Source organism: Actinoplanes sp. NPDC051405 (assembly GCF_055586185.1).
The window spans coordinates 68584-88272 of record NZ_JBVJIR010000007.1 but is presented as its reverse complement, the minus strand read 5'-3'; the positions used below and the strand labels follow the sequence as shown (position 1 = coordinate 88272).

The following is a 19689-nucleotide window of genomic DNA, read 5'->3' as shown; positions in this document are numbered from 1 at the left end:
GTGAAAAGTCCTTTCATCAGCTCGCCTGCAGCAGTCGGTCGAGCACACGCACGCCGAACTGTAGTCCTTCCACCGGAACCCGTTCGTCGACGCCGTGGAACAGCGCGGAGAAGTTCAGGTCGGCCGGCAGCTTCAAGGGTGCGAAGCCGAAGCAGCGGATGCCCAGGGTGCTGAACGCCTTGGCGTCCGTGCCGCCGGAGAGCATGTACGGCACCGTGCGTGCACCCGGATCCTCGGCGCGCAGCGCGGCCCCCATGGCCTCGACGAGCGCACCGTCGAAGCCGGTCTCCAGGGCTCCCTGCCGGGAGATGTGCTCGATCTCGATGTCCGGGCCGATCACCCCGCGCAGCTGCTCGAGGAAGACCTCGGCCTGGCCCGGCAGGGTACGGCAGTCGATGGTCGCCGACGCCTTGCCGGGGATCACGTTGTCCTTGTAGCCGGCTTCGAGCCGGGTCGGGTTGGCGGTGTTGCGCACGGTCGCGCCGATCAGGTTGGCGATCGGGCCGAGCTTGGCGATGGCCAGCTCGGGTTCGTCCGGGTCGAGTTCCACGCCCAGCGCTTCGGACACCTGCTCGAGGAAGGACCGCACGGTCGGGGTGACGACCATCGGGAACTTGTGCCGGCCGACCGCCGCGACGGCCTCGGCGAGCGCGGTGACGGCGTTGTCGTCGTGCACGAAGGAGCCGTGCCCCGGGCGGCCCTTGGCGTGCAGCCGCAGCCAGTCGATGCCCTTCTCGGCGGTCTCGATCAGGTAGAGACGCAGGTCGTCGTTGACCGTGTACGAGAAGCCGCCGACCTCCCCGATCGCCTCGGTGCACCCTTCGAACAGGTCGGCGTGCTCGCGGACGAGGAACTGCGAGCCGTACTCCATGCCCGCCTCCTCGTCGGCCGTGTAGGCCAGGACGATGTCGCGGGGCGGGACGTAGCCGGTGCGCTGCCAGCCGCGGACCACGGCGAGCGTCATCGCGTCGAAGTCCTTCATGTCGATCGCGCCGCGGCCCCACAGGTAGCCGTCCTTCTCCTCGCCGGAGAACGGCGGCACCGACCACTCGCTGGCGTCGGCCGGGACGACGTCGAGGTGCCCGTGCACGAGCAGGGCGCCGCGGCTGCGGTCGGCGCCCGGGATGCGGGCGACCAGGTTGGCCCGCCGGGGTGCGGACTCGTGCAGCTCGACCTCGATGCCGACGTCGCTGAGCTTGGCCGCCACGTACTCGGCGGCGACGCGTTCGCCGACGGTGGTGCGCGGATCGCCGGTGTTGCTGGTGTCGATCCGGAGCAGGTCGCGGCAGAGTTCGACGACCTCGTCGGCGGCGGGGACTGGTTCCATCCGCTCTTCTTACCAGCTCACCGCCGGGCGCGTTTGGCCGGAGATCAGGTACGGGTAAGACGGGCCCGACCCGCCGGGCTCCGCCGAAAGGAAGCACAGTGTCTGTTCAGCTGCCTCCGCTGCCGCCCGTGGGCGGTGAGACGACCGGACCCAACGTCGTCGACCTCATCAACCGCGAGCATCGCGAGCTGCTCGCGCTCTGCGACGAGCTCACCGGCGAGGGTACGGACTCGGCGCGCCGCCGCACGGTGGCCCAGGTGATCAGCGCGGAGCTGTCGCGGCACCTGTCCGCGGAGGAGCAGTACCTCTACCCGGCGATCAAGTCGACCGTGCCGGACGGCTACGCGCTCGTGGACCGGGAGATCGCCGAGGACCGGGCTCTGCTGGAGGCGCTGCGGCTGCTCGAGGCGGCCGATGACGAGAACCGGCCCGATCGCGCCGCCGACGTCTGCCGGCGTCTCACCCGGCACGCGGACGCCGCGGCGGGCGAGTTGCTGCCGCTGCTGCTGCAGATGGCTCCGGTGGAGGACCTGATCCGGCTCGGCAACCGGGTCGAGCTGGCCGAGGAGGCGGCACCGACGCGTCCGCACCCGGGCACTCCGGCGACGCCGCCGTGGAACAAGGTGGTCGATCCGGCGGTGGCCGTGGTGGACAAGGTGCGCGACATGATGAGCCGGCGGACGACGTACCCGCGGGATCTCTGAACAAAGCACAAAGTGGACGGTAAATTCACGGATAGTGAAAGCGATCTCACGTTACGTGCCGGTAACAGCGTACGGGTTAGCTGGTTCTGTCCTTTTGGTTAACCTATTTGTCACAAGTGGAGGATCTTTGGCTGGCCGAAGGTCTAGCCGATATCCCGCGAACGTCCTACCGTCACGCTATGAACCTGGAGCTGCGGCATCTCAAGGTGGTCTGTGCCATCGCGGAGACGGGCAGCGTGACGAAGGCGGCATCGCTGCTGGGACTCGCCCAGCCGGCGCTGACCGCCCAGCTGCAACGCATCGAGCGGACCCTGGGTGGGCCGCTCTTCGAACGTGACCGGCGCGGAGCCCGCCCGACCGCCCTCGGTGAACTCGTCCTCTCCCGGGCCCGGGTGCTGCTGCCCGCGATGAAGGGCCTGCAGGACGAGGCCGCCCGGCTGGCCGGGTCCGGCGCGGACGAGAACGTGATGACCCGGTACCGGATCGGCGGCATCGGCGGACCGGTCATCGGCGGCATGGTGCACCGGCTTTCCGAGGCCCAGCCCGATGCCCAGATCAGCACCCACGCGTCGTACTACGTGGACGAGCTCTGCGGCATGGTGCTGGCCGGCAAGCTCGACTACGCCCAGGTGGGCGTCTGCGGTGACGCCATCCCGTCGGCCGACTACGGCCTGGTGTGGCAGACCATCGCGGTCGACGCCGTGTGCGTGCTCATGCCCGAGGACCACCCGGGAGCCAAGGGCGTCGACGTCGACCTCGCCGAGCTGGCCGAGGAGCAGTGGGTGGCCGGCACCGGCGACGGCTGCTTCGCCGACTGCTTCGCGGCCTGCTGCGCCCGCTCGGGTTTCACCCCGCGCCGCATGCTGGAGACCGACATCCGCGGCTGCGTGGACATGGTGGAGTCCGGGCTGGCGCTGGCCCTGTGCCAGCCGACGTTCCGGCCCCCGGCCGGGCTCACCCACCGCCCGCTGCAGGGCGCGCCGCTGCGCTGGCGGCAGGTCCTCGGCTGGCACCCGGACAGCACCGCCGCCCGGGTCGCGCCCCGGCTGATGACCATGGCCGCGGAGACCTACAACGAGGTCGTGGCCCGCAACCCGCTCTACATCGAGTGGCTGGAGGACTATCCGCAGCTCGGCGGGGCGCACCTCGCGGCGGCATGAGAAACGCCCCGGCTCTCCGAGGAGAACCGGGGCGTTCCGTTTGACTTGTCAGGCGGTGGCCGCCGGTGCGGGCGACTGCACGTCGAAGGTCAGCTGACCCTCGGCCGCGTCGACCCGTACCGTCTGCCCGGGCGCCAGGTCGGCGCTGAGCAGCAGCCGCGAGAGCCGGTTGTCCAGCTCGCGCTGGATCGTGCGGCGCAGCGGCCGGGCACCGTACTCGCGCTGGAAGCCGCGCTCGGCCAGCCAGTCGATCGCCGCCGGGGTGATGTCCAGCGTGACGTCCTGCGCGTGCAGGCGCCGCCGGGTCTCCTCCAGGAGCATCTCGGTGATCTGCCGCAGCTGCTCGGTCTCCAGCTGCCGGAAGACGATGATGTCGTCGATCCGGTTGATGAACTCCGGCCGGAACTGCTCGCGCAGCCGCCGGTCCAGCTTCTCCCGCAGGCCGTCGTCGACGGCCGAGCCGTCGTCGCCGGTGCCGAAGCCCAGGGTGCGCTTGGTGCCGCTGATGATGTCCGAGCCGATGTTGCTCGTCATGATCAGTACGGTGTTCTTGAAGCTCACCGTCCGTCCCTGGCTGTCGGTCAGCCGCCCGTCGTCCAGCACCTGGAGCAGGATGTTGAACACGTCCGGGTGCGCCTTCTCGATCTCGTCCAGCAGCACCACCGAGTACGGCCGGCGCCGCACAGCCTCGGTCAGCTGGCCGGCCTCGTCGTAGCCGACGTAGCCGGGAGGCGCACCGACGAGCCGGGAGACGGTGTGCCGCTCCTGGAACTCGCTCATGTCGAAGCGGACCATCCGCTCGGCGTCGCCGAACAGGGCGTCCGCGAGGGTGCGCGCCAGCTCGGTCTTGCCGACACCGGTCGGGCCGAGGAACAGGAAGCTGCCCACCGGCCGGTCCGGGTCACCCAGCCCGGCCCGGGAACGCCGGACCGCCTCGGCGACGGCGGAGACCGCCTCGTCCTGACCGATCACGTGCTCGTGCAGGTGCGTCTCGAGGCGCAGCAGCCGCTCGCGCTCCTCCTCGGTGAGCTGCGCGACCGGGATGCCGGTGGCCCGGGACACGACCTCGGCGATGTCCTCCGACGTCACCTGGGGCACGGCTGAGCCCGTAACGTCCGTACCCTCGATCTGCTGTTTGATGGTGTTGATCTCGTCGCGCAGCGCGGAGGCCTTCTCGTAGTTCTCCGCGGCGACCGCCTGGTCGCGGTCGCGAGCCAGCTGCTCGAGGCGCCGCTCCTGCTCGCGCACGTCCGCCGCGGGGGTCTTGACCCGCAGGCGCACCCGCGCACCGGCCTGGTCGATCAGGTCGATCGCCTTGTCCGGCAGGAACCGGTCGGTGATGTAGCGGTCGGACAGCTCCGCCGCGGCGTCGAGCGCCTCGTCGGTGATCCGCACCTGGTGGTGCGCCTCGTAGTTGTCGCGCAGACCGCGCAGGATCGCCACGGTGTCCTCGACGCTGGGCTCGCCGATCAGGACCGGCTGGAAGCGCCGGGCCAGGGCGGCGTCCTTTTCGATGTGGCGGTACTCGTCCAGCGTCGTCGCGCCGACCACCCGCAGCCGGCCGCGGGCCAGGGCGGGCTTGAGCATGTTGCTGGCGTCCATGCCGCCACCTTCGCCGCCACCGCCACCGGCGCCGACCAGGGTGTGGATCTCGTCGAGGAAGACGACCAGGCCGTCGCCGCTCTCCTGGATCTCGTCGATGACCTTGCTGAGCCGCTCCTCGAAGTCGCCGCGGTAGCGGGTGCCCGCCACCAGACCGGCCAGGTCGAGCTGGATGACGCGCTTGCCCGCGAGGGTCTGCGGCACGTCACCGTCCACGATGCGCTGGGCCAGGCCCTCGACGACGGCGGTCTTGCCGACACCGGCCTCACCGATCAGCACCGGGTTGTTCTTGGTACGCCGCGACAGGATCTCGACGGCCTGCTCGATCTCGTCGGCCCGGCCGATGACCGGATCGATCTCGCCGCGCCGGGCCAGCTCGGTCAGGTCCACGCCGTACTGCTCGAGGGTGGGGGTGCTGCCCGGGCTGCCGGGCTCACCACCGCGGCCACCAGGACCACCCCGGCCCGGCTGCGGCTCGGCCTGCTGCAACGTGCGCGGGTCGATCCGCGCGGCGAGCAGGCGGCCCGCAGTGGAGTCCGGGTTGAGGCCCAGCGCCATCAGAATGTGCTCGGGACCCACATAGGAGGCGCCCACGGCCCGCGAGAGCTGCAGGCTGTCCAGCAGCGCGCGCTTGGCGGCGGGGGTCAGGGCGATCCGGTCGGGCAGCTGGGCGCCCGGCGCGCGGGTGGCGCCACCGAGCTCGGCGAGCAGCGCGGCCGGGTCGGCGCCGGCCCGGCGGACCAGGGCCTGCTGCGGCTCCTGCTGGAGCAGCGCCCAGAGCAGGTGCTCGGTGTCGAGGTCCGCGAGGCCGATTCCGGCCGGCGCCACCTCGGCGGCGCGGCGGGCGGCGACGGACAGGACCTCACGCGCGTCCGCGCTCATGAATCTGGTGATGTCGATCCGCTGCGCGGACCGTCGTGGCTCGGCCGCCCCGAAGAAGCGGGCGAACAGGTCGTCCCATTCACCGGGGCCACCCGGCCCCAGGGGTCCGATGCTCATGATCTCTTCTCTCCTGATACTGCTGGTCGGGGGCGGCGAGGTCGCCGCCGGCCCGAGGTGCACAGCGCCCTGAACGAGCGTTTGATTCCGGTGTGAGACGCTCCTTACATGAGCGTCCCGCTGCTGGTCGTCGACGCCGCCAACGTGCTCGGCTCCAAGCCGGACGGTTGGTGGCGGGACCGTGCGGGGGCCACCGCCAGACTGCGCGACGGCCTCGTGGGTCTCAACGCCGCGGGGCTGGAGGATCTTCCGGGACCGGTCGAGGTGGTCCTGGTCGTCGAGGGCCGCGCCCGGGAGGTGCCGGCGGTCGACGGGGTCCGGGTCGTGCGCGCGTCCGGCTCCGGGGACGACACGATCGTGGCGGTGGTCGCGGCCGAGGGCGCCGGCCGGCGGACCGTCGTGGTGACGGCCGACCGGGGGCTGCGGGAGCGGGTGAGCGCGCTGGGCGCGGAGGTACGCGGACCGAGCAGCGTCCCGAGATAGCGCCGGTGGAGGACGGCGGGCCGAGGGCATCGCAAATGGGGCGTGCGGGAACGACCGCCCCAGCGGGGGCCACTATTCTGAGGGCATGGCAAAGCGATCGTTCGATCGCGACGAAGAGGGCGGCACCGCTACCGCGATACCGCCCTCCTCACGAGGACACCTGTTGGCGCAGGCGCTCGTGACGACGAATCCCTCCCGGCCCGTCCTACCGTTCCGAAAGGACACACGTCCCCATGAGCATAGAACAGCGCGGAAGCAGTCCACCGGACCCCACAGAACCCCCGCCGCAAGGCCGTGAGCTGCGTGGACCCGGAGTGGTGCAGGCATGTTTGATCGCCGCCGGGGCGCAAGGGACAACCCTGGCCGCGCTCGCCACAACCTCGATCAACTCCGGGGCGAACGCGGCGGCAGTCGCGGTCATGGTCGTGATGGGCGTACTGATCGCCGGCACGCTCGCCGTGGCCGCCATCTACGTCTGGCGCAACGGCCGCTAAGTGATCACTCAACGTCCTGGCGGCGCTCGGGCAGAGCGGGCGTCGCCAGGGACGTGATCAGACGATCGTGCTGGTCATAGGGGGTTCGCGGCCCGTACGGCGGTCCTGCTGAGTGTCACGCACAGCCGGGTGACGAGCCACCGGGTGGGCCCGGCTGCCGCGGCGCCGGTGGGCGTGCGAGCATGAATTCGCGAAAGGGGCGTGCGGGCACGACCGCCCCATCGTGGACGACTATTCTGGGTCTTTACCGCCGTGTCGATATCGCAGGAGGCTGCACGAGTGGCCAGCGTCGCCGAGGTCAGAGCGGCTGTGGATGCCGCACTCCAACAGGTCACGGAGGGTCAGGCGGCGATCCAGGCGGCCCGGGAGAAGCTCGGCGAGGCGCAGCAGAGCCTGGCCGCGGCCCTCGACGGCAGCGCCAACGACGCGGTCGGTGCGGCGCACGCCTCCCTGTCGCAGGCCGACCAGCAGCTCGAGGAATGCCTCGGCGCCACGCTGCTCGCGGTCGAGCAGGCGCAGACCTACACGGCGACGCTGTAACGCGATGTCGCTGCTGCAGGAACTCGGCGCCCAGCTCCGCGCCACGTCCGACGAACTGCCGACCGGCCTGGTCACGGTAGCGATGGAGCGGCTGCGCAGCGCCACCGAGCTGCTGAACTGGGTGCGCCAGACCTCCATCGACCCGATCGGCGTACCGCAGCTGGGCAATGCCACCGAGCACGCCGAGCACGCCGCGGCTGCCCTACGCCTGGCCCAGGACGCGATCGCGGCCTATCTGGCCGCGCTGGGCCTGTCCGCCGATGCGAGCGCGCCACCGGACCGCGACTGGAAAGCCGGTCTGGAGGAGCAGAAGAAGGACAAGCAGAACGAGCCGGCTGGGCCACCCGAGCAGCAGGATCAGCAGCCCCCGCCGGAGAAGCTCGGCCCCTGGTGGCGTGAACGCGTCGAGAAGCTGACCGGCGAGGCCCCGCCCCCGGCGCAGGAGAGCAACACGCCCGAACGCCCGCAGAACACGGCCGAGCTGCTGCGCAAGGTCGCCGCCGGGGTGCGCTCGGGTGACCGCGCGCGACTCGGCCGGGATCTGCACGGGGTCAACGCGGCCACCGGGCTGGGCCTGTCCGCGGTCACCTCGCCGGTGCTGCAGCGCCTCGCCGGGGACCTGCTGGGCCACGAGCCCGGGCCCGACGACCTGCAGCGGCTGCGCGGCGCCGCCGGCGGCCGGGTCAAGTCTCTGCTGCCCGGCACCCCGCCCGCCGTGCTGGACACTCTGCTCGCCCGCATCTGCCGGACGAAGCCACCCGAGCAGGCCCCGGCCCACCCGGCCGACTCGGCGGTCACCGCCAGCGTGCTGACCGGGGTGCTGCTGGCCCGCCTGGGCCGCGATCCGGCGACGCTCGACCCGGGCGCACCCGAGCCGTTGCGACCCCGCGGCGTCGATGCCTGACACCAAGGCTCAGCAGGTCGTCGAGGTCCGCGCCGCGCTGTCCCACGCCCTCGGCGCGGCCGACGACGCCCTCGAGGCGGCCCAGAGCGCGTACGAGGCGGCCGTGACGCGGCGGGCCCGGGTCGTCGCCGCCGCCCGCGAGCGCCGGATCCGGCTCGCCGGTGAACGCGACAAGCGGCTGCGGGAGATCGACGAGCAGCACGAACGGGACCTCGCCGCGCTGGCCGGCGCCGCCGCCGAGACGGCTGTACTGGCCGCGCCCGGTGCCGCCGGCCTGCCCTGGGACCAGTGGCGGCCCACCCCGGCCGACACCCAGGCCCCGGCGCCGGAGCTGCGGGTGGGCCGGTTGCTGCTGCCGTACGAGGGGGACGTGCCGGCGCTGGTGCCGCTGCTCGACCACGGGCACGTGGTGGTCGAGGGCGACGAGCGCATCGGTGACGACGTCGTCGCCAGCCTGCTGCTGCGGGCCCTGGGCAGCGTGCAGGCGGGCCGGGTCCGGCTCACCGGGTACGACCCCGAGCAGCTCGGTGGCGGCCTGGCCGGCTTCGCCCCGCTGGCCCCGGCCGGGGTGCTGAGCTTCGTCGGCCCCGGCGGGCTCCCGGCGCTGCTGGACGAGCTCGTCGACCACGTCCGGCGGATCAACGAGACCGTGCTGGCCGGCGAGCACTCGTCGCTGCGGGAGCTGGCCTCGGCCACCGGCCGGCGGCCCGAGCCGTGGCGGGTGGCTATCCTGCTGGGCGCCGGGCGCGCCGATGAGCTGTCGCGGCACGAACGGGGCCAGCTCGACCGGCTGCTGCGCACGGGGGCTGCTTGCGGCGTACACCTGATCATGCGGGGTTTCCCGGTGCGGCCCGCCGCCGGGATCGAGGTCGTCACGGCGGCCGAAGGCGACGCCGGGCGCCTCAGCGGCTGCGGTGACCTTCCGGTGCGCCTGGATGCCGGCCCGTCGGCGTCGGTGGTGACCCGCACCTGCCGGGAGATCGCCGACGAGGTCGCGGCCGGGCCGGCCCCGGTCGCGCTGGACAGCCTGCTGCCCGAGCACGAGTGGCAGCAGAGCTCGGCCCGCGCGCTGACCGCGCCGCTCGGCGACAACCCGCAGGGCGCCCCGGTGCACGTGACCTTGAGCGACTATCCGCCGCACGCCCTGATCGCCGGGCCGTCCGGCACCGGCAAGACGAATTTGATCTATGCCTGGATGGGCGCGCTCGCGGCCCGCTACTCCCCCGCCGAGCTGGCCTTCTACCTGCTCGATTTCAAGGAGGGCGTGTCCTTCGCCCGGTTCGCCCCGGGCCGGCGCGACCCGAGCTGGCTGCCGCACGTCCGGCTGGTCGGGGTCAACGTCAACACCGACCGGGAGTTCGGCCTGGCCCTGCTGCGCTTCCTCGGCGCCGAGCTGCGCAGCCGGGCGGACGCGGCCAAGCGGCACGAGGTGACCAACCTGGCCGAGCTGCGCGCCGAGGACCCGGAAGGCACCTGGCCGCGGATCGTGGCCGTGGTCGACGAGTTCCAGGTGCTGCTCTCCGGCCGCGACGCGGTGGCCGCCGAGGCGGTGGACCTGCTGGAGGACCTGGCCCGGCGCGGCCGTTCCCAGGGCATCCACCTGGTGCTGGCCAGCCAGGACGTGTCCGGCATCGAGGCGCTGTGGGGCCGGCCCGCGCTGGTCGCGCAGTTCTCGCTGCGGATCGCGCTGCCCCGGGCCCGGCGCGTGCTGGCCGAGACGAACCAGGCCGCTGACGCGCTGCCGCGCTACCACGCGGTCGTCAACGCCGACTCCGGCGCGGTCGAGGCGAACCGGGTGGTCCGGGTGCCGGACGCGGGCAACCGGGAACGCTGGAGCGAGCTGCAGCACCGGCTGTGGCGGCACCGGCCGGCGGAATTGCCCGCACCGCGGCTGTTCGACGGTGACGCCATCCCCCGGCTGGAGGACAGTCCCGAGTTCCGCCGGTTCACCCCGGCGGCCACGGTGGCCGCGCCGGTGGTGCTGCTCGGCGAGACCATCGATGTCGAGTCGCGCTCCGCGCAGACGGTGCTGCGCCGCGCGCCGGGCCGGACCATCGCGGTGCTGGGCACCCGGGTCGACGAGGCCTGCGCGGTGCTGGGCACTGCTGCCCGTTCGCTCGCGGCCCAGTTCACGCCCGGGGCGGCGCAGTTCTCGGTGGCGTGCCTGGACACCGACGCGGCGGTGGCGGTCGAGGCGTTGAAGCCGCACCTGCCGGTGGAGACGGGCTACTTCGACAACGACAACGTGGACAGCCTGCTGGAGCTGGCGGCCGAACGGGCCGAGTTCGGCTCGGCCGCCGACAAGCCGTGGTTCCTGCTGCTGTACGCGGTCGACGCGGCGCCCGGCGGCAGCAACGAGATGCTGCGCCGGATCATGCGGCAGGGCCCGGAACGCCGCATCCACGTGATCGGCTGGTGGCGCGGGGCGGCGCTGCTGCGCGACACCCTCGGCGGGCAGGGGACCAGGACCGACACCGTGGGAGCGTGGGTGGCGCTGGACGTGCACGGCAGTGAGCTGTCGCCGTACTACCCGGGGCACGGCTCGCCGAACTGGTATCCACGGCCCTGGCGGGCGCTGCACTTCGACCGTTCGGTGCACCGCGGCGCCGAAGTGATCATCCCGTACGGGCCGTCATGACCGCGCCGGAGAACGACGGCACGGTGGAGCGGCGCACGCCGGACTACCGCAGCGTCGTGCGCAAGCTGACCAACCTGGACAACGAGGCCGCCGCGCACCGGGCCGAGGCCCGCGCCTGGCACGACAGCCGGGCGATCGAGGCCGACAACGCCGTCCGGGCCGCCGACCAGCGCATCCTCCAGACCCAGGTGGCGTGGCGGGCGGCGCAGCGCGCGCGGGAAGAGGTGGACGCGCGCTCCGCGGTGCTGTGGGCCGAGTTCGCCCACAAGGCCGGGCGGGTGGCCGAGCGTTTCGGTGCGCACGCCCCGCAGCCGGCCGTGCCGCACCAGCGCGACCGTGACGCCGAGGACTACCTGCAGGAGGCCGAGGCCACCGCGGCCTGGAAGCCCGCGCCACGCAAGCCCGGCAGCGGGGCGTCGTTGCTCTATGTCGTGCTGGGTGCGCTGGGCGGCGCGGTCGGGGTGGCGGCGTGGTCGACGTTGCGGTGGGCGGGCCGCGAGGCCGGGGGTGACTGGGCGGCCGGGCTGCCGGTGGTGGCGCTGGTCGTCGCGTTGCTCGGGCCGATCCTGGCAGTGGTCACGGCCAAGCGGGTCGCCGACCGGCGGACCGTGCAGCTGGACGCGTCGGCGGTGGCGACCGTGCTGATCGCCAGTTTGATCGCCGCCGGGCTGGTGCTGGCTCTGGCCAGGGGCAGCACCGCCGCCTGAGGCCGACCAGCCGGGCCGACGCGTAGCCGGGCCTGGGAGGGGCGCGAGCGCGCGGGAAAGCGGGGGCCCGGGCGCCGGTAGGGCGGCGCCCGGGACGTCAGGCGGTCGCCGGGACGGTCAGGGCCTCGCGGAGCAGGCGGCGGGTCAGCACCAACCGGTCGTGATCGTCGTCCAGCTCCGGCAGGTCGCCGACACGATGCGGCGTGCCGTCCAGCGCGGTGCGCACGGCGGCGGCGCAGTAGGCCGGGAACCGCAGCGTGCGCCCGGTCAGCCGGAGCACCACGTGCTCGGGACCGTCCTCGTGCAGCTGCCAGCGCAGCCCGTCGCGGACCGTGATCCGGTCGTCCGGGGTGAGGCGCTCCGCGAACTCCAGCTGGGCCAGCGGCCGGACCGGGGCGGGGCGCTCGGCGGGCCAGGCCCGGTCGCGCAGCCGGGCGGCCACGGTGGCCGGGTCGGCGGTGAGCAGCCAGTCGCGCAGGGCCTCGACCGTCGCGGTGAGCTCAGGTGCGACGGCCTGCGGGTCGGCGACGTCCATCGCGTACGGCAGGGTGGCGCGCAGCCGCTGGTCCTCCGCCGCGAGCTGGAGCAGCTCCTCGACCAGGGCGTACCGGGTCAGGGCGCGGACGCCGAAGGTCAGGTGCAGAGAACGCTCGCCCTGGGCCTGGGCCGAGTGCAGCCAGCCGCGGGGCAGGTAGAGGGCATCGCCCGGGGCCAGGACCACGTCCAGGGCCGCCGGGCCGTCGGCCACCGCGCCGACCTCGTCCGCGCGGCCGCCCCAGGCCTGACGTTCGAGCGGCTCGGGCAGCACCGGCTCGTGGATGCGCCAGCGTTTGGTGCCGTCCACCTGGAGCACGAACACGTCGTGGGTGTCGTAGTGGGTGGCGAAGCCCTTGTTGCCGGCCGGCGTCAGGTAGGCGTTGACCTGCAGCGGCTGCCGCAACTCCGCGCCCAGCCGGCGGGCGTAGTCGGTCAGCGGCGGCCAGATCCGGTGCAGGCCCTGCAGGACCAGGGTGGCGCCGTCGGCGTACAGGCGCATGACCTTGTCGTCGATCACCTGGTCGCCGACCTCGGCGCCGGCGCCGCCGCTGCCGGTGAAGGACGAGGCGGGCAGCACCGTGCCCTTGTCGGCCACCCGCAGGAACGGGGTCCGCAGGCCGCGCTCGCTGAGCAGCTCGTCGACCGCCGCCGGGGACAGCAGGTCGGTGAAGCCGTCCGGCCCGGCCAGCTCGTCGGCCCGGGTGAGCAGCGGCTGGCGCCCCCAGTAGGCCTCGGCGAACTTCGCCGGGTCGACGGCGATCGCCCGGGCCAGAGCCGGGCGGTCCTCGGTGCCGCCCGGCGCATGGTTCGTCATGGCCTTCAGCCTCAGACCGCGCTGCCGTCGGCGCCACCGTCGTGGCCGCCCGGGTTGGCGCCACCGTCGGCCGGGCCCTCGCCCGCGCCGCCGTCCGCGCCACCGTCGTGACCGGCCGGGTTCGCACCGCCGTCCGCAGGGCCCTCGGCACCGGCGCCACCATCGGCACCGCCGTCGTGACCGGCCGGGTTCGCGCCACCGTCAGCCGGGCCCTCGCCCGCGCCGCCGTCCGCGCCACCGTCGTGACCGTTCGGGTTGGCGCCGCCGTCGGCCACACCCTCGCCCGAAACGCCGCTGCCGCCGGTGATGTCGTCGTCGCTGAGTCGCATGGAAAGCTCCTTCGTGTCGCCCCGACGCTGGGGCAGGTGGAGATCTGCTCCTACCCTGCGTGGATCACGTCTAACCGGGCCGCGACGTGGGTAACACAACGGCGTGCTGGTGATGGGAACGTCCGGCTGGCAGTACAAGGACTGGCGCGGCGAGGACCGGCTGTATCCGCCGAAGCTGCCGCAGCGGCTCTGGCTGGAGAAGTACGCCGAGTCGTTCGACACCGTCGAGGTCAACAACGCCTTCTACCGGCTGCCGGAACGCGACACCTTCGCCCAGTGGCGGGCGCGTACGCCGGACGGCTTCGTGTTCGCGGTGAAGATGAGCCGCTACCTGACCCACATCAAGCGGCTGCGGGAGCCCGCCGAGCCGGTGGCCCGGTTCCTGGGCCGCGCCGAGGCACTGGGTGACAAGCTGGGCCCGGTGCTGCTCCAGCTCCCGCCCACGCTCAAGATCGATGTGGCGGCGCTCGACGAGACGCTGGGGCTGTTCCCCCGGGAGGTCAAGGTCGCCGTCGAGCCGCGGCACGACTCGTGGTGGACCGACGAGGTCCGCGAGCTGCTGGGCCGGCACAACGCGGCGCTGAGCTGGGCCGACCGCAAGGGGCGGCCGGTGACACCGCTGTGGGTCACCGCCGACTTCGGCTACCTGCGGATGCACGAGGGGCGCGCGACGCCATGGCCGCACTACGGGCGTACGTCGCTGGCGACCTGGCTGGACCGGCTGCCCGGCGTACCCACGTATGTCTTCTTCAACAACGATCCCGGCGGCGCGGCAGTCACCGACGCCGCCGCGATGGCCGCGCAGGCCCGCCGCCGCGGGATCAAGGTCACCCGGACGCCGTAGGTTGATGAGGTGGTGAACGTCGAGCTCAACGGCCGGACGCCGGACCTGGCGCAGCTGCACCGGATCACATGCGTGAACTACGGGCACTACACCTCGATGCAGGTGCGTGACCACCGGGTCCGTGGCCTGGCCCTGCACCTGGCCCGGCTCGCCGACGGGGCGGAGGAGCTGTTCGGTCACCGCATCGGGGTGGCCGAGGAGCACCGGCTGCTGGGGCTGATCCGCCATGCCCTCGGCGACGTCCGCGACGCCTCCGTACGGGTGACTTTCGTGCCAGGTTCCGACGACCAGGCCCCGCCGGACGTGCTGGTGTCGGTCTCCGAGCCGGCGCCGCCGGAACCCCGCCCGCCGCTACGGGTGCAGACCGTGCGCTACGAACGCGAGCTGCCCGAGCACAAGCACGTGGCGACGATGGGCCTGAACTACCGGCTGCGCGAGGCCCGGCTGGCCGGCTTCGACGACGCGCTCTTCGTGGGTCACGACGGCCGGGTCCGGGAGGGCACGTCGTGGAACGTGGCCTTCTGGGACGGCGCGCAGGTGGTGTGGCCGGACGCGCCGGTGCTCAAGGGTGTGACCATGGTGCTGCTGCAGATCGCCATGTCGATCAACGGAACGCCGTGGACGCTGCGGCCGATCGACGCGGAGGAGCTCAGCGGCTTCGCGGCGGCCGCGGCGGCCAACTCGCACCGCCCGGCGCAGCCCATCGCCAGCATCGACGAGCTGCCGCTCAAGGACGACGGTCAGCTCGCGGAGGCGCTGCAGGAAGCCTGGGAGACCGTGCCCTGGGACGAGCTCTAGTCGAGCAGCTCGATCAGCTGGGTGGCGTTGCGCTGGGCGTAGTCGCCCGCGCAGTTGTTCATCAGGACGTGGGTCTGCTCGGCCTCGTCGGCCAGGGCGCGCAGCTTCGGCGCCCATTCGCGCAGCTCCTTCTCGGAGTACCGGTAGCCGAACTTCTCGTGGATGTCCTTGCTGGTCCACTTGTCGCTGTGGCCGTGGAAGCGCACCACGGCCAGGTCAGCCGTCGCGGCCATCAGTGGCGGCACGGACGACTTGTGGCCCTGCGGCATGTCGACGCAGACCAGCGGGAGCTCGTGCCGGCGCAGGAACTCCAGGGTCTCCTCGGCGTTGTCGCCGTCGAACCAGGAGGCGTTGCGGAACTCGAAGACCGGCCGCAGCGGCTTGCAGCGGGCGGCGACCTCGCGCAGATAGTCCTTGTTGTCGCGGCGGATCCCCCACCACGGCGGGAACTGGAACAGCAGCGCACCCAGCTTGCCCGCCTCGACCAGCGGATCCAGGGCGCTCAAAAAGCGGGTCCAGATCTCCTCGTACGTCTGCGGCGGCAGGTCACCGGGGTAGACGTTCTTCTTGTCGGTCTCCGGGCGCAGGTCCTTGTAGATCGCGGACACCTTGGTGGGGTGGCCGGTCAGCATGCTGAACGCCTTGATGTTGAACGTGAAGCCGTCCGGGGTGCGCTCGGCCCACAGCTTGGTGGTCTGCTCGGCCGGCGGCCCGTAGTAGGTCGCGTCGACCTCGACGATCGGGAACTGCTTCGCGTAATACCCCAGCCGCTTCTCCGGGGTGTTCGCGGTCTGCGGATACCAGCCCGACTCGAGCAGTGTCTTGTCGGTCCATGAAGCGGTGCCGACCCGGATCTCGCCCATCAGGCCAAGTTAACCCCGATACGGCCGGTCCGCCGCCCACGTGCGGGCGACGGACCGGATCAAGCCTGACGTCAGCCCGCGCGCCGCTCGCGGTTGGACTTGCAGGCCACGCACGAGGTGGCCGACGGGAAGACGGCGAGCCGCTCCACCGGGATCGGCTTGGAGCAGCCCTCGCAGTTGCCGTACGTGCCGTCCTCCAGGCGCTGCATGGCGTGTTCCGCCTGCGTCCGCCGGTCGAGCAGAGTGCGGATGAGCGACGACGCCGCGTCGCGTTCCGCGGTCTTGGACCCGCTGTCCGCCTGGTCGTCACCGGCGGCGTCGCCGATCTCGACGAGCCGGAGCTTCTGGTTCTCGGCGACGGCTTCCTCGTACTCGGCCGTCAGATCGTCGAACCGGGCCCGCAGCAATTCCCGGATCTGGTCGACCTCATCGCTGGAGCGACCCTTGGCGGTGTCGGCACCTTTACCCGTGATGACCGCGCTGTTGACGAGCATGTGCTCCCCCTGCCCTTCCCTCTGCCCCTGCCGGTGGACGTCCCCCGCGCCGGCCCTTGGCGTCGCACCGTGGAGCCCGCAGATACCCACCGCCGAAGATCCCAAACGGGACCCTCGCAAAAAAGTAACCGCAGCATAACTGTCAGTGCACGTTACCGCCACGGACTAGGCGATCCAGCTTTCGCGTCGCAGCTCAGTGGGGGTGTGGCGAGCGATTCATTCATGATCCGACGACGACCGCGGGGCGCCGCGGGTCGTCGAGCCGGACCACGAGATCGGCGAAGGCGGCCGGGTCGACCTCCGCGCCGTAACGGGCGTACGCGGGCAGCGTCCAGCGCTGCTCCGGCTCGGTGCGCCGCTCCAGCGCGGCCGCCGAGAGATGCAGATGGACGGTGACGTCGAAGGGCAGCCCGGAGCCGAGCAGCAGGGGCCCACTGACGATCACCACGGCGTCCGGAGGCAGCTCCCTGTACGGCTCGCGGGTGGCGCGGTCCGTGCGGGCGTCCCAGAGCCGGGTCACGATGCGCCCGCTGCCGCCCGGGCCCGCCGGGTCGAGGACCTCGCGGCGCAGGCCGGCCTCGTCCAGCCAGCCGAGGTAGAACGAGTCGGGGTTGGTGCGGCCGAACTCCAGGCGCAGCGAGGCCGGTCGCAGGAAGTCGTCGGTGCGTACGCGTACCGCTGAGCGGCCCCGGATCCGCAGCGGATCGACCAGAGCGTCCGCCAGCGCCGCGGGATCGGCGGCGTCGGCGCCGTCGACGGCGACCCGCAGCCGGCCGTCCGTCGCCGTCGCGGCCAGCCGGTCGGCCAGCTCCTCGACCAGGACCTCGATCGACACCGGACGCACCCGCACCCGGCCAGCCTAGTCGTGCGGCAGCACCACGATCCTTGCCTCGTCGGCCAGGCGGTAGCCGACGCCGTAGACGGTGGTGATCAGGGGCAGCTGGGTGCCCATCTTGACCCGCAGGCGGCGCACGTGCACGTCCACCGTGCGCTCGCCGGTGTGCTCGTAGCCCCAGACCGCGGTGAGCAGCTGGGTGCGGCTGAACACCCGGCGCGGGTGGTCGGCCAGGAACAGCAGCAGGTCGAACTCGAGCCGGGTCAGCGGCAGCAGCTCGCCGTCGACGAGGACCTGGCGCGACGAGGTCAGCAGCCGCACCTCGATGGTGCCGTCGTGGTGCGCGGCCGGACCGGGCCCGGTGACGCGCTCGGCCGCCGGCGGCTCGACGGCCACGGAGCCCTGACCGGCCTCGACCAGCTCACGGACCGCCTCGATGAGCCGGTGCGCCTGCGGCGGCAGCGCGTCCCCGGTCAGCGGGATGTTGAGCGTGATGGTGAGGGCGGCGGGAGGCACGGGCGCGGGGGCGACGCGGCGGATCGCGGCCAGCCGGCCCGACCCCTTCGCATGTCGTCCCGTGCGTGCCGACAGGGCGGTGACCGCCATGAATCCTCCTGCGTCGAAGAATGGAAACCACGCACCCGACAACGGGCGCGATTTAATGCACGCTTAAACCGCGGTCGATATTTCCGGCCTTGCGGTTGCCGGGTCAAGGTGGCATCCACACTGTGGGAAACTCGTTCCATAACCGTTCGATGCATCGTGTTTTCGCGCACCAGGAATGCGAATACCGGCGTGGCGGTTAACGGCGGGCATCCGTTTGTCTTCGGCGACAAATAAAGCGGGAACGCGAGCGATCAGGGCGCCGGCGGCGGCAGGCGCCAGCCCGGCAACGACGGCCAGCGCACGGTCAGCACCACCGTCTCCACGTCCCCGGCCTGCCAGGAGTGGTCCTGCCCGGGGCCCCAGACGACGTAATCGCCGGGCTCGCGCAGCAGCACCGTACGGTCGCGCAACTCGATGTCGAAAGCTCCCCGGATCAGCACCAGCAGCGCCGTACGGACCTCGTCGGTGGCCCACGCCGCGCGCCGATCGCCGGGCGGGTGCACGCCCCACTTCACCTCGACGTCGACGCTGTGCAACAGGTCACCCTTGGGCATGAAATGGCCGAGCAGCCAGCCCTGGTTGGCCGCACCGTCCGGCCCGGCCCGGCCCACGTAGACGCCGTCGCTCACCGCTCACCCCCGGATAATGTGCGGAAGACATTAGCACCGTAGGCTGGCCCGCATGCCCGAGGAATTGGATGCCGAAACCATCGCCTTCGCGCACCGGATGTTCGACCTCGCGCGCTCCGGGTCGGCCGAGGAGCTCTCCGGTCAGCTGTCCCAGGGGCTGCCGGCCAATCTGACCAACGACAAGGGCGACACGCTGCTGATTCTGGCGGCGTACCACAACCATCCGCCGACCGTCGCCATGCTGCTCGAGCACGGCGCCGACCCGGCCCGGGTCAACGACCGCGGTCAGACCGCCCTGGCCGCCGCGGTGTTCCGCAAGAACGCCGACAGTGTCCGGACGCTGCTCGCCGCCGGCGCGGACCCGGCCGCCGGCAGCCCGTCCGCCGTCGAGACAGCCGCGTTCTTCAACCTGCCGGAAATGGCCGCACTGCTGCGTGGGGAGTGACCGTGACGCTCGCGGATGAGATGCGTACGGCGGCCGCCGCTCTGTTGGCAACCGCCGAGGGGCCGGGGGCCGCTGCCGCCTTCGACGACGACCGGGCGCGCCGCTGGATCGAGTACCGGCCCCGCCCGAGGCCCGGGCTCAGCCTGGCTGACCTCGGCATCGGCGCTCGCAAGGCCGCGCACCGGTTGCTCGCCACCGCGCTGAGCCCGTCGGCGTACGCGCAGGCCATGACCGTGCTGGCGCTCGAGGAGATCCTCGACCGCCGGGAGGGCTGGGCCCGCGGGCGGCACAGCGAGGACTATCAAGTGATCGTCTTCGGCGCGCCCGCCGACGACGAGTGGGGCTGGCGCTTCGAGGGTCACCACCTGTCGGTGAGCATGACCGTGGCCGGCGACCGGGTCTCCCCCGCACCGGTGTTCCTGGGCGCGAACCCGGCCCGGGTCGACACCGCCGGGCGCACGGTGCTGCGCCCGCTGGCCATCGAGGAGGACCTCGCCCACGAGCTGCTGCGGTCGATGCCCGCGGCGGCCCGCAGCCGGGCGGTGGTGGCTGACGAGGCCCCGTCCGACATCCGTTCGGCCACCCGGCCGGTCAGCGTTCCGCTGTCCCCCGCCGGGATCGCCCGTACCGACCTGCGCCCGGGCGAGCGGGCCCTGCTCGACCAGCTCGTCGCGGTGCACCTGGGCCGGCTGCCGGACGAGCTGGCCGCGGCCCTCGACCCGGCCGGTGGTGACGTGCACTTCGCCTGGGAAGGGCCGCCCGGCCCGGGCACCCGGCACTACTACCGGATCCAGGCCGACGACCTGCTCATCGAGTTCGACAACACGAGCGACGACGGCAACCACGCGCACAGCGTGCTGCGCCGTCCGCACGGCGACTTCGGCGGCGACATCCTCGCCGCCCACCGTGCGGACGTCCCGCACACCTGAGCGGGCTG

Annotated in this window: 21 protein-coding genes; 12 read left to right on the top strand and 9 right to left on the bottom strand. The window is 72.5% G+C overall.

The features are described from left to right. Positions 1 to 16: 16 nt before the first annotated feature. Positions 17 to 1327: a M20/M25/M40 family metallo-hydrolase gene (locus ACZ6S4_RS16925; protein ID WP_465475831.1), complete on the bottom strand. Its 1311-nt coding sequence runs from the start codon at positions 1325 to 1327 to the stop codon at positions 17 to 19. Between the two features lie 98 nt (positions 1328 to 1425). Between ACZ6S4_RS16925 and ACZ6S4_RS16920 the strand changes: the two genes are divergently transcribed. Both ACZ6S4_RS16920 and ACZ6S4_RS16915 read left to right on the top strand, forming a co-directional pair. Then, the gene (locus ACZ6S4_RS16920) at positions 1426 to 2031 is read left to right on the top strand and encodes a hemerythrin domain-containing protein (protein WP_465475830.1); all 606 of its coding nucleotides are present in this window, start codon (positions 1426 to 1428) and stop codon (positions 2029 to 2031) included. A gap of 179 nt (positions 2032 to 2210) precedes the next feature. Next, positions 2211 to 3191, top strand: coding sequence for a LysR family transcriptional regulator (locus tag ACZ6S4_RS16915; RefSeq protein ID WP_433718621.1), 981 nt, complete (start codon positions 2211 to 2213; stop codon positions 3189 to 3191). 48 nt (positions 3192 to 3239) lie between these two features. On the opposite strand, the gene ACZ6S4_RS16910 is transcribed toward ACZ6S4_RS16915, so the two are convergent. Continuing rightward, positions 3240 to 5792 carry an ATP-dependent Clp protease ATP-binding subunit gene (locus tag ACZ6S4_RS16910; RefSeq protein WP_465475829.1) on the bottom strand — a complete coding sequence of 851 codons (2553 nt, stop codon included), beginning with the start codon at positions 5790 to 5792 and terminating at the stop codon, positions 3240 to 3242. A gap of 108 nt (positions 5793 to 5900) precedes the next feature. Between ACZ6S4_RS16910 and ACZ6S4_RS16905 the strand changes: the two genes are divergently transcribed. The 6 genes from ACZ6S4_RS16905 (at position 5901) to ACZ6S4_RS16880 (ending at position 11558) form a co-directional block, all read left to right on the top strand. Next, positions 5901 to 6275 carry a PIN domain-containing protein gene (locus ACZ6S4_RS16905; RefSeq protein WP_465475828.1) on the top strand — a complete coding sequence of 125 codons (375 nt, stop codon included), beginning with the start codon at positions 5901 to 5903 and terminating at the stop codon, positions 6273 to 6275. 314 nt (positions 6276 to 6589) lie between these two features. Further along, on the top strand, positions 6590 to 6769 hold the full coding sequence (locus ACZ6S4_RS16900) for a hypothetical protein (RefSeq protein ID WP_465475827.1): 180 nt from the start codon (positions 6590 to 6592) through the stop codon (positions 6767 to 6769). A gap of 279 nt (positions 6770 to 7048) precedes the next feature. Further along, positions 7049 to 7309: a hypothetical protein gene (locus tag ACZ6S4_RS16895; protein ID WP_023364464.1), complete on the top strand. Its 261-nt coding sequence runs from the start codon at positions 7049 to 7051 to the stop codon at positions 7307 to 7309. A 4-nt stretch (positions 7310 to 7313) separates the two neighbouring features. Further along, on the top strand, positions 7314 to 8213 hold the full coding sequence (locus tag ACZ6S4_RS16890) for a hypothetical protein (RefSeq protein WP_465475826.1): 900 nt from the start codon (positions 7314 to 7316) through the stop codon (positions 8211 to 8213). Then, positions 8206 to 10851, top strand: coding sequence for an FtsK/SpoIIIE domain-containing protein (locus ACZ6S4_RS16885; protein WP_465475825.1), 2646 nt, complete (start codon positions 8206 to 8208; stop codon positions 10849 to 10851). The genes ACZ6S4_RS16890 and ACZ6S4_RS16885 overlap by 8 nt, the downstream gene beginning before the upstream one ends. Continuing rightward, positions 10848 to 11558 (top strand): hypothetical protein, encoded by a 711-nt coding sequence (locus ACZ6S4_RS16880; protein ID WP_465475824.1) that lies wholly within the window; start codon positions 10848 to 10850, stop codon positions 11556 to 11558. The genes ACZ6S4_RS16885 and ACZ6S4_RS16880 overlap by 4 nt, the downstream gene beginning before the upstream one ends. A gap of 97 nt (positions 11559 to 11655) precedes the next feature. On the opposite strand, the gene ACZ6S4_RS16875 is transcribed toward ACZ6S4_RS16880, so the two are convergent. After that, a complete protein-coding gene (locus tag ACZ6S4_RS16875) occupies positions 11656 to 12909 on the bottom strand; it encodes a cupin domain-containing protein (RefSeq protein ID WP_465475823.1) in 1254 nt (417 codons plus the stop codon). Between the two features lie 11 nt (positions 12910 to 12920). Then, complete coding sequence (locus ACZ6S4_RS16870; RefSeq protein WP_465475822.1) at positions 12921 to 13238, bottom strand: BatC protein; 318 nt, start codon at positions 13236 to 13238, stop codon at positions 12921 to 12923. A 112-nt stretch (positions 13239 to 13350) separates the two neighbouring features. Here ACZ6S4_RS16870 and ACZ6S4_RS16865 point away from each other — a divergent pair, with 112 nt between their 5' ends. Together ACZ6S4_RS16865 and ACZ6S4_RS16860 are read left to right on the top strand one after the other, a co-directional pair. Further along, complete coding sequence (locus tag ACZ6S4_RS16865) at positions 13351 to 14082, top strand: DUF72 domain-containing protein (RefSeq protein ID WP_465476084.1); 732 nt, start codon at positions 13351 to 13353, stop codon at positions 14080 to 14082. A gap of 9 nt (positions 14083 to 14091) precedes the next feature. Then, positions 14092 to 14880 carry an aminotransferase class IV gene (locus ACZ6S4_RS16860; RefSeq protein WP_465475821.1) on the top strand — a complete coding sequence of 263 codons (789 nt, stop codon included), beginning with the start codon at positions 14092 to 14094 and terminating at the stop codon, positions 14878 to 14880. Here the strand turns inward: ACZ6S4_RS16860 and ACZ6S4_RS16855 are convergent. The 5 genes from ACZ6S4_RS16855 to ACZ6S4_RS16835 all read right to left on the bottom strand — a co-directional run bounded on the left by ACZ6S4_RS16855 (position 14877) and on the right by ACZ6S4_RS16835 (position 18307). Continuing rightward, a complete protein-coding gene (locus tag ACZ6S4_RS16855) occupies positions 14877 to 15743 on the bottom strand; it encodes a DUF72 domain-containing protein (RefSeq protein ID WP_465475820.1) in 867 nt (288 codons plus the stop codon). The two genes, ACZ6S4_RS16860 and ACZ6S4_RS16855, sit on opposite strands and share 4 nt — an antisense overlap. 71 nt (positions 15744 to 15814) lie before the next feature. Then, entirely contained in the window at positions 15815 to 16237 is a 423-nt protein-coding gene (locus ACZ6S4_RS16850; RefSeq protein WP_360830648.1) for a TraR/DksA family transcriptional regulator, read from the bottom strand. A 220-nt stretch (positions 16238 to 16457) separates the two neighbouring features. After that, complete coding sequence (locus ACZ6S4_RS16845) at positions 16458 to 17087, bottom strand: nucleoside/nucleotide kinase family protein (protein WP_465475819.1); 630 nt, start codon at positions 17085 to 17087, stop codon at positions 16458 to 16460. 9 nt (positions 17088 to 17096) lie between these two features. Next, positions 17097 to 17567: a winged helix-turn-helix domain-containing protein gene (locus tag ACZ6S4_RS16840; RefSeq protein WP_465476083.1), complete on the bottom strand. Its 471-nt coding sequence runs from the start codon at positions 17565 to 17567 to the stop codon at positions 17097 to 17099. Between the two features lie 362 nt (positions 17568 to 17929). Further along, entirely contained in the window at positions 17930 to 18307 is a 378-nt protein-coding gene (locus ACZ6S4_RS16835; protein WP_465475818.1) for a signal peptidase I, read from the bottom strand. Between the two features lie 52 nt (positions 18308 to 18359). Between ACZ6S4_RS16835 and ACZ6S4_RS16830 the strand changes: the two genes are divergently transcribed. Next, positions 18360 to 18752: an ankyrin repeat domain-containing protein gene (locus tag ACZ6S4_RS16830; RefSeq protein ID WP_465475817.1), complete on the top strand. Its 393-nt coding sequence runs from the start codon at positions 18360 to 18362 to the stop codon at positions 18750 to 18752. A 20-nt stretch (positions 18753 to 18772) separates the two neighbouring features. Further along, the gene (locus ACZ6S4_RS16825; RefSeq protein ID WP_465476082.1) at positions 18773 to 19681 is read left to right on the top strand and encodes a DUF3500 domain-containing protein; all 909 of its coding nucleotides are present in this window, start codon (positions 18773 to 18775) and stop codon (positions 19679 to 19681) included. The last annotated feature ends 8 nt before the right edge of the window (positions 19682 to 19689 follow it).

Coding starts and splice junctions, on each gene's coding strand:
- ACZ6S4_RS16925 (WP_465475831.1), bottom strand. CDS start 1,327: ATGGAACCAGTCCCCGCCGCCGACGAGGTCGTCGAACTCTGCCGCGAC.
- ACZ6S4_RS16915 (WP_433718621.1), top strand. CDS start 2,211: ATGAACCTGGAGCTGCGGCATCTCAAGGTGGTCTGTGCCATCGCGGAG.
- ACZ6S4_RS16910 (WP_465475829.1), bottom strand. CDS start 5,792: ATGAGCATCGGACCCCTGGGGCCGGGTGGCCCCGGTGAATGGGACGAC.
- ACZ6S4_RS16905 (WP_465475828.1), top strand. CDS start 5,901: ATGAGCGTCCCGCTGCTGGTCGTCGACGCCGCCAACGTGCTCGGCTCC.
- ACZ6S4_RS16890 (WP_465475826.1), top strand. CDS start 7,314: ATGTCGCTGCTGCAGGAACTCGGCGCCCAGCTCCGCGCCACGTCCGAC.
- ACZ6S4_RS16885 (WP_465475825.1), top strand. CDS start 8,206: ATGCCTGACACCAAGGCTCAGCAGGTCGTCGAGGTCCGCGCCGCGCTG.
- ACZ6S4_RS16880 (WP_465475824.1), top strand. CDS start 10,848: ATGACCGCGCCGGAGAACGACGGCACGGTGGAGCGGCGCACGCCGGAC.
- ACZ6S4_RS16875 (WP_465475823.1), bottom strand. CDS start 12,909: ATGACGAACCATGCGCCGGGCGGCACCGAGGACCGCCCGGCTCTGGCC.
- ACZ6S4_RS16870 (WP_465475822.1), bottom strand. CDS start 13,238: ATGCGACTCAGCGACGACGACATCACCGGCGGCAGCGGCGTTTCGGGC.
- ACZ6S4_RS16865 (WP_465476084.1), top strand. CDS start 13,351: ATGGGAACGTCCGGCTGGCAGTACAAGGACTGGCGCGGCGAGGACCGG.
- ACZ6S4_RS16855 (WP_465475820.1), bottom strand. CDS start 15,743: ATGGGCGAGATCCGGGTCGGCACCGCTTCATGGACCGACAAGACACTG.
- ACZ6S4_RS16850 (WP_360830648.1), bottom strand. CDS start 16,237: ATGCTCGTCAACAGCGCGGTCATCACGGGTAAAGGTGCCGACACCGCC.
- ACZ6S4_RS16830 (WP_465475817.1), top strand. CDS start 18,360: ATGCCCGAGGAATTGGATGCCGAAACCATCGCCTTCGCGCACCGGATG.
- ACZ6S4_RS16825 (WP_465476082.1), top strand. CDS start 18,773: ATGCGTACGGCGGCCGCCGCTCTGTTGGCAACCGCCGAGGGGCCGGGG.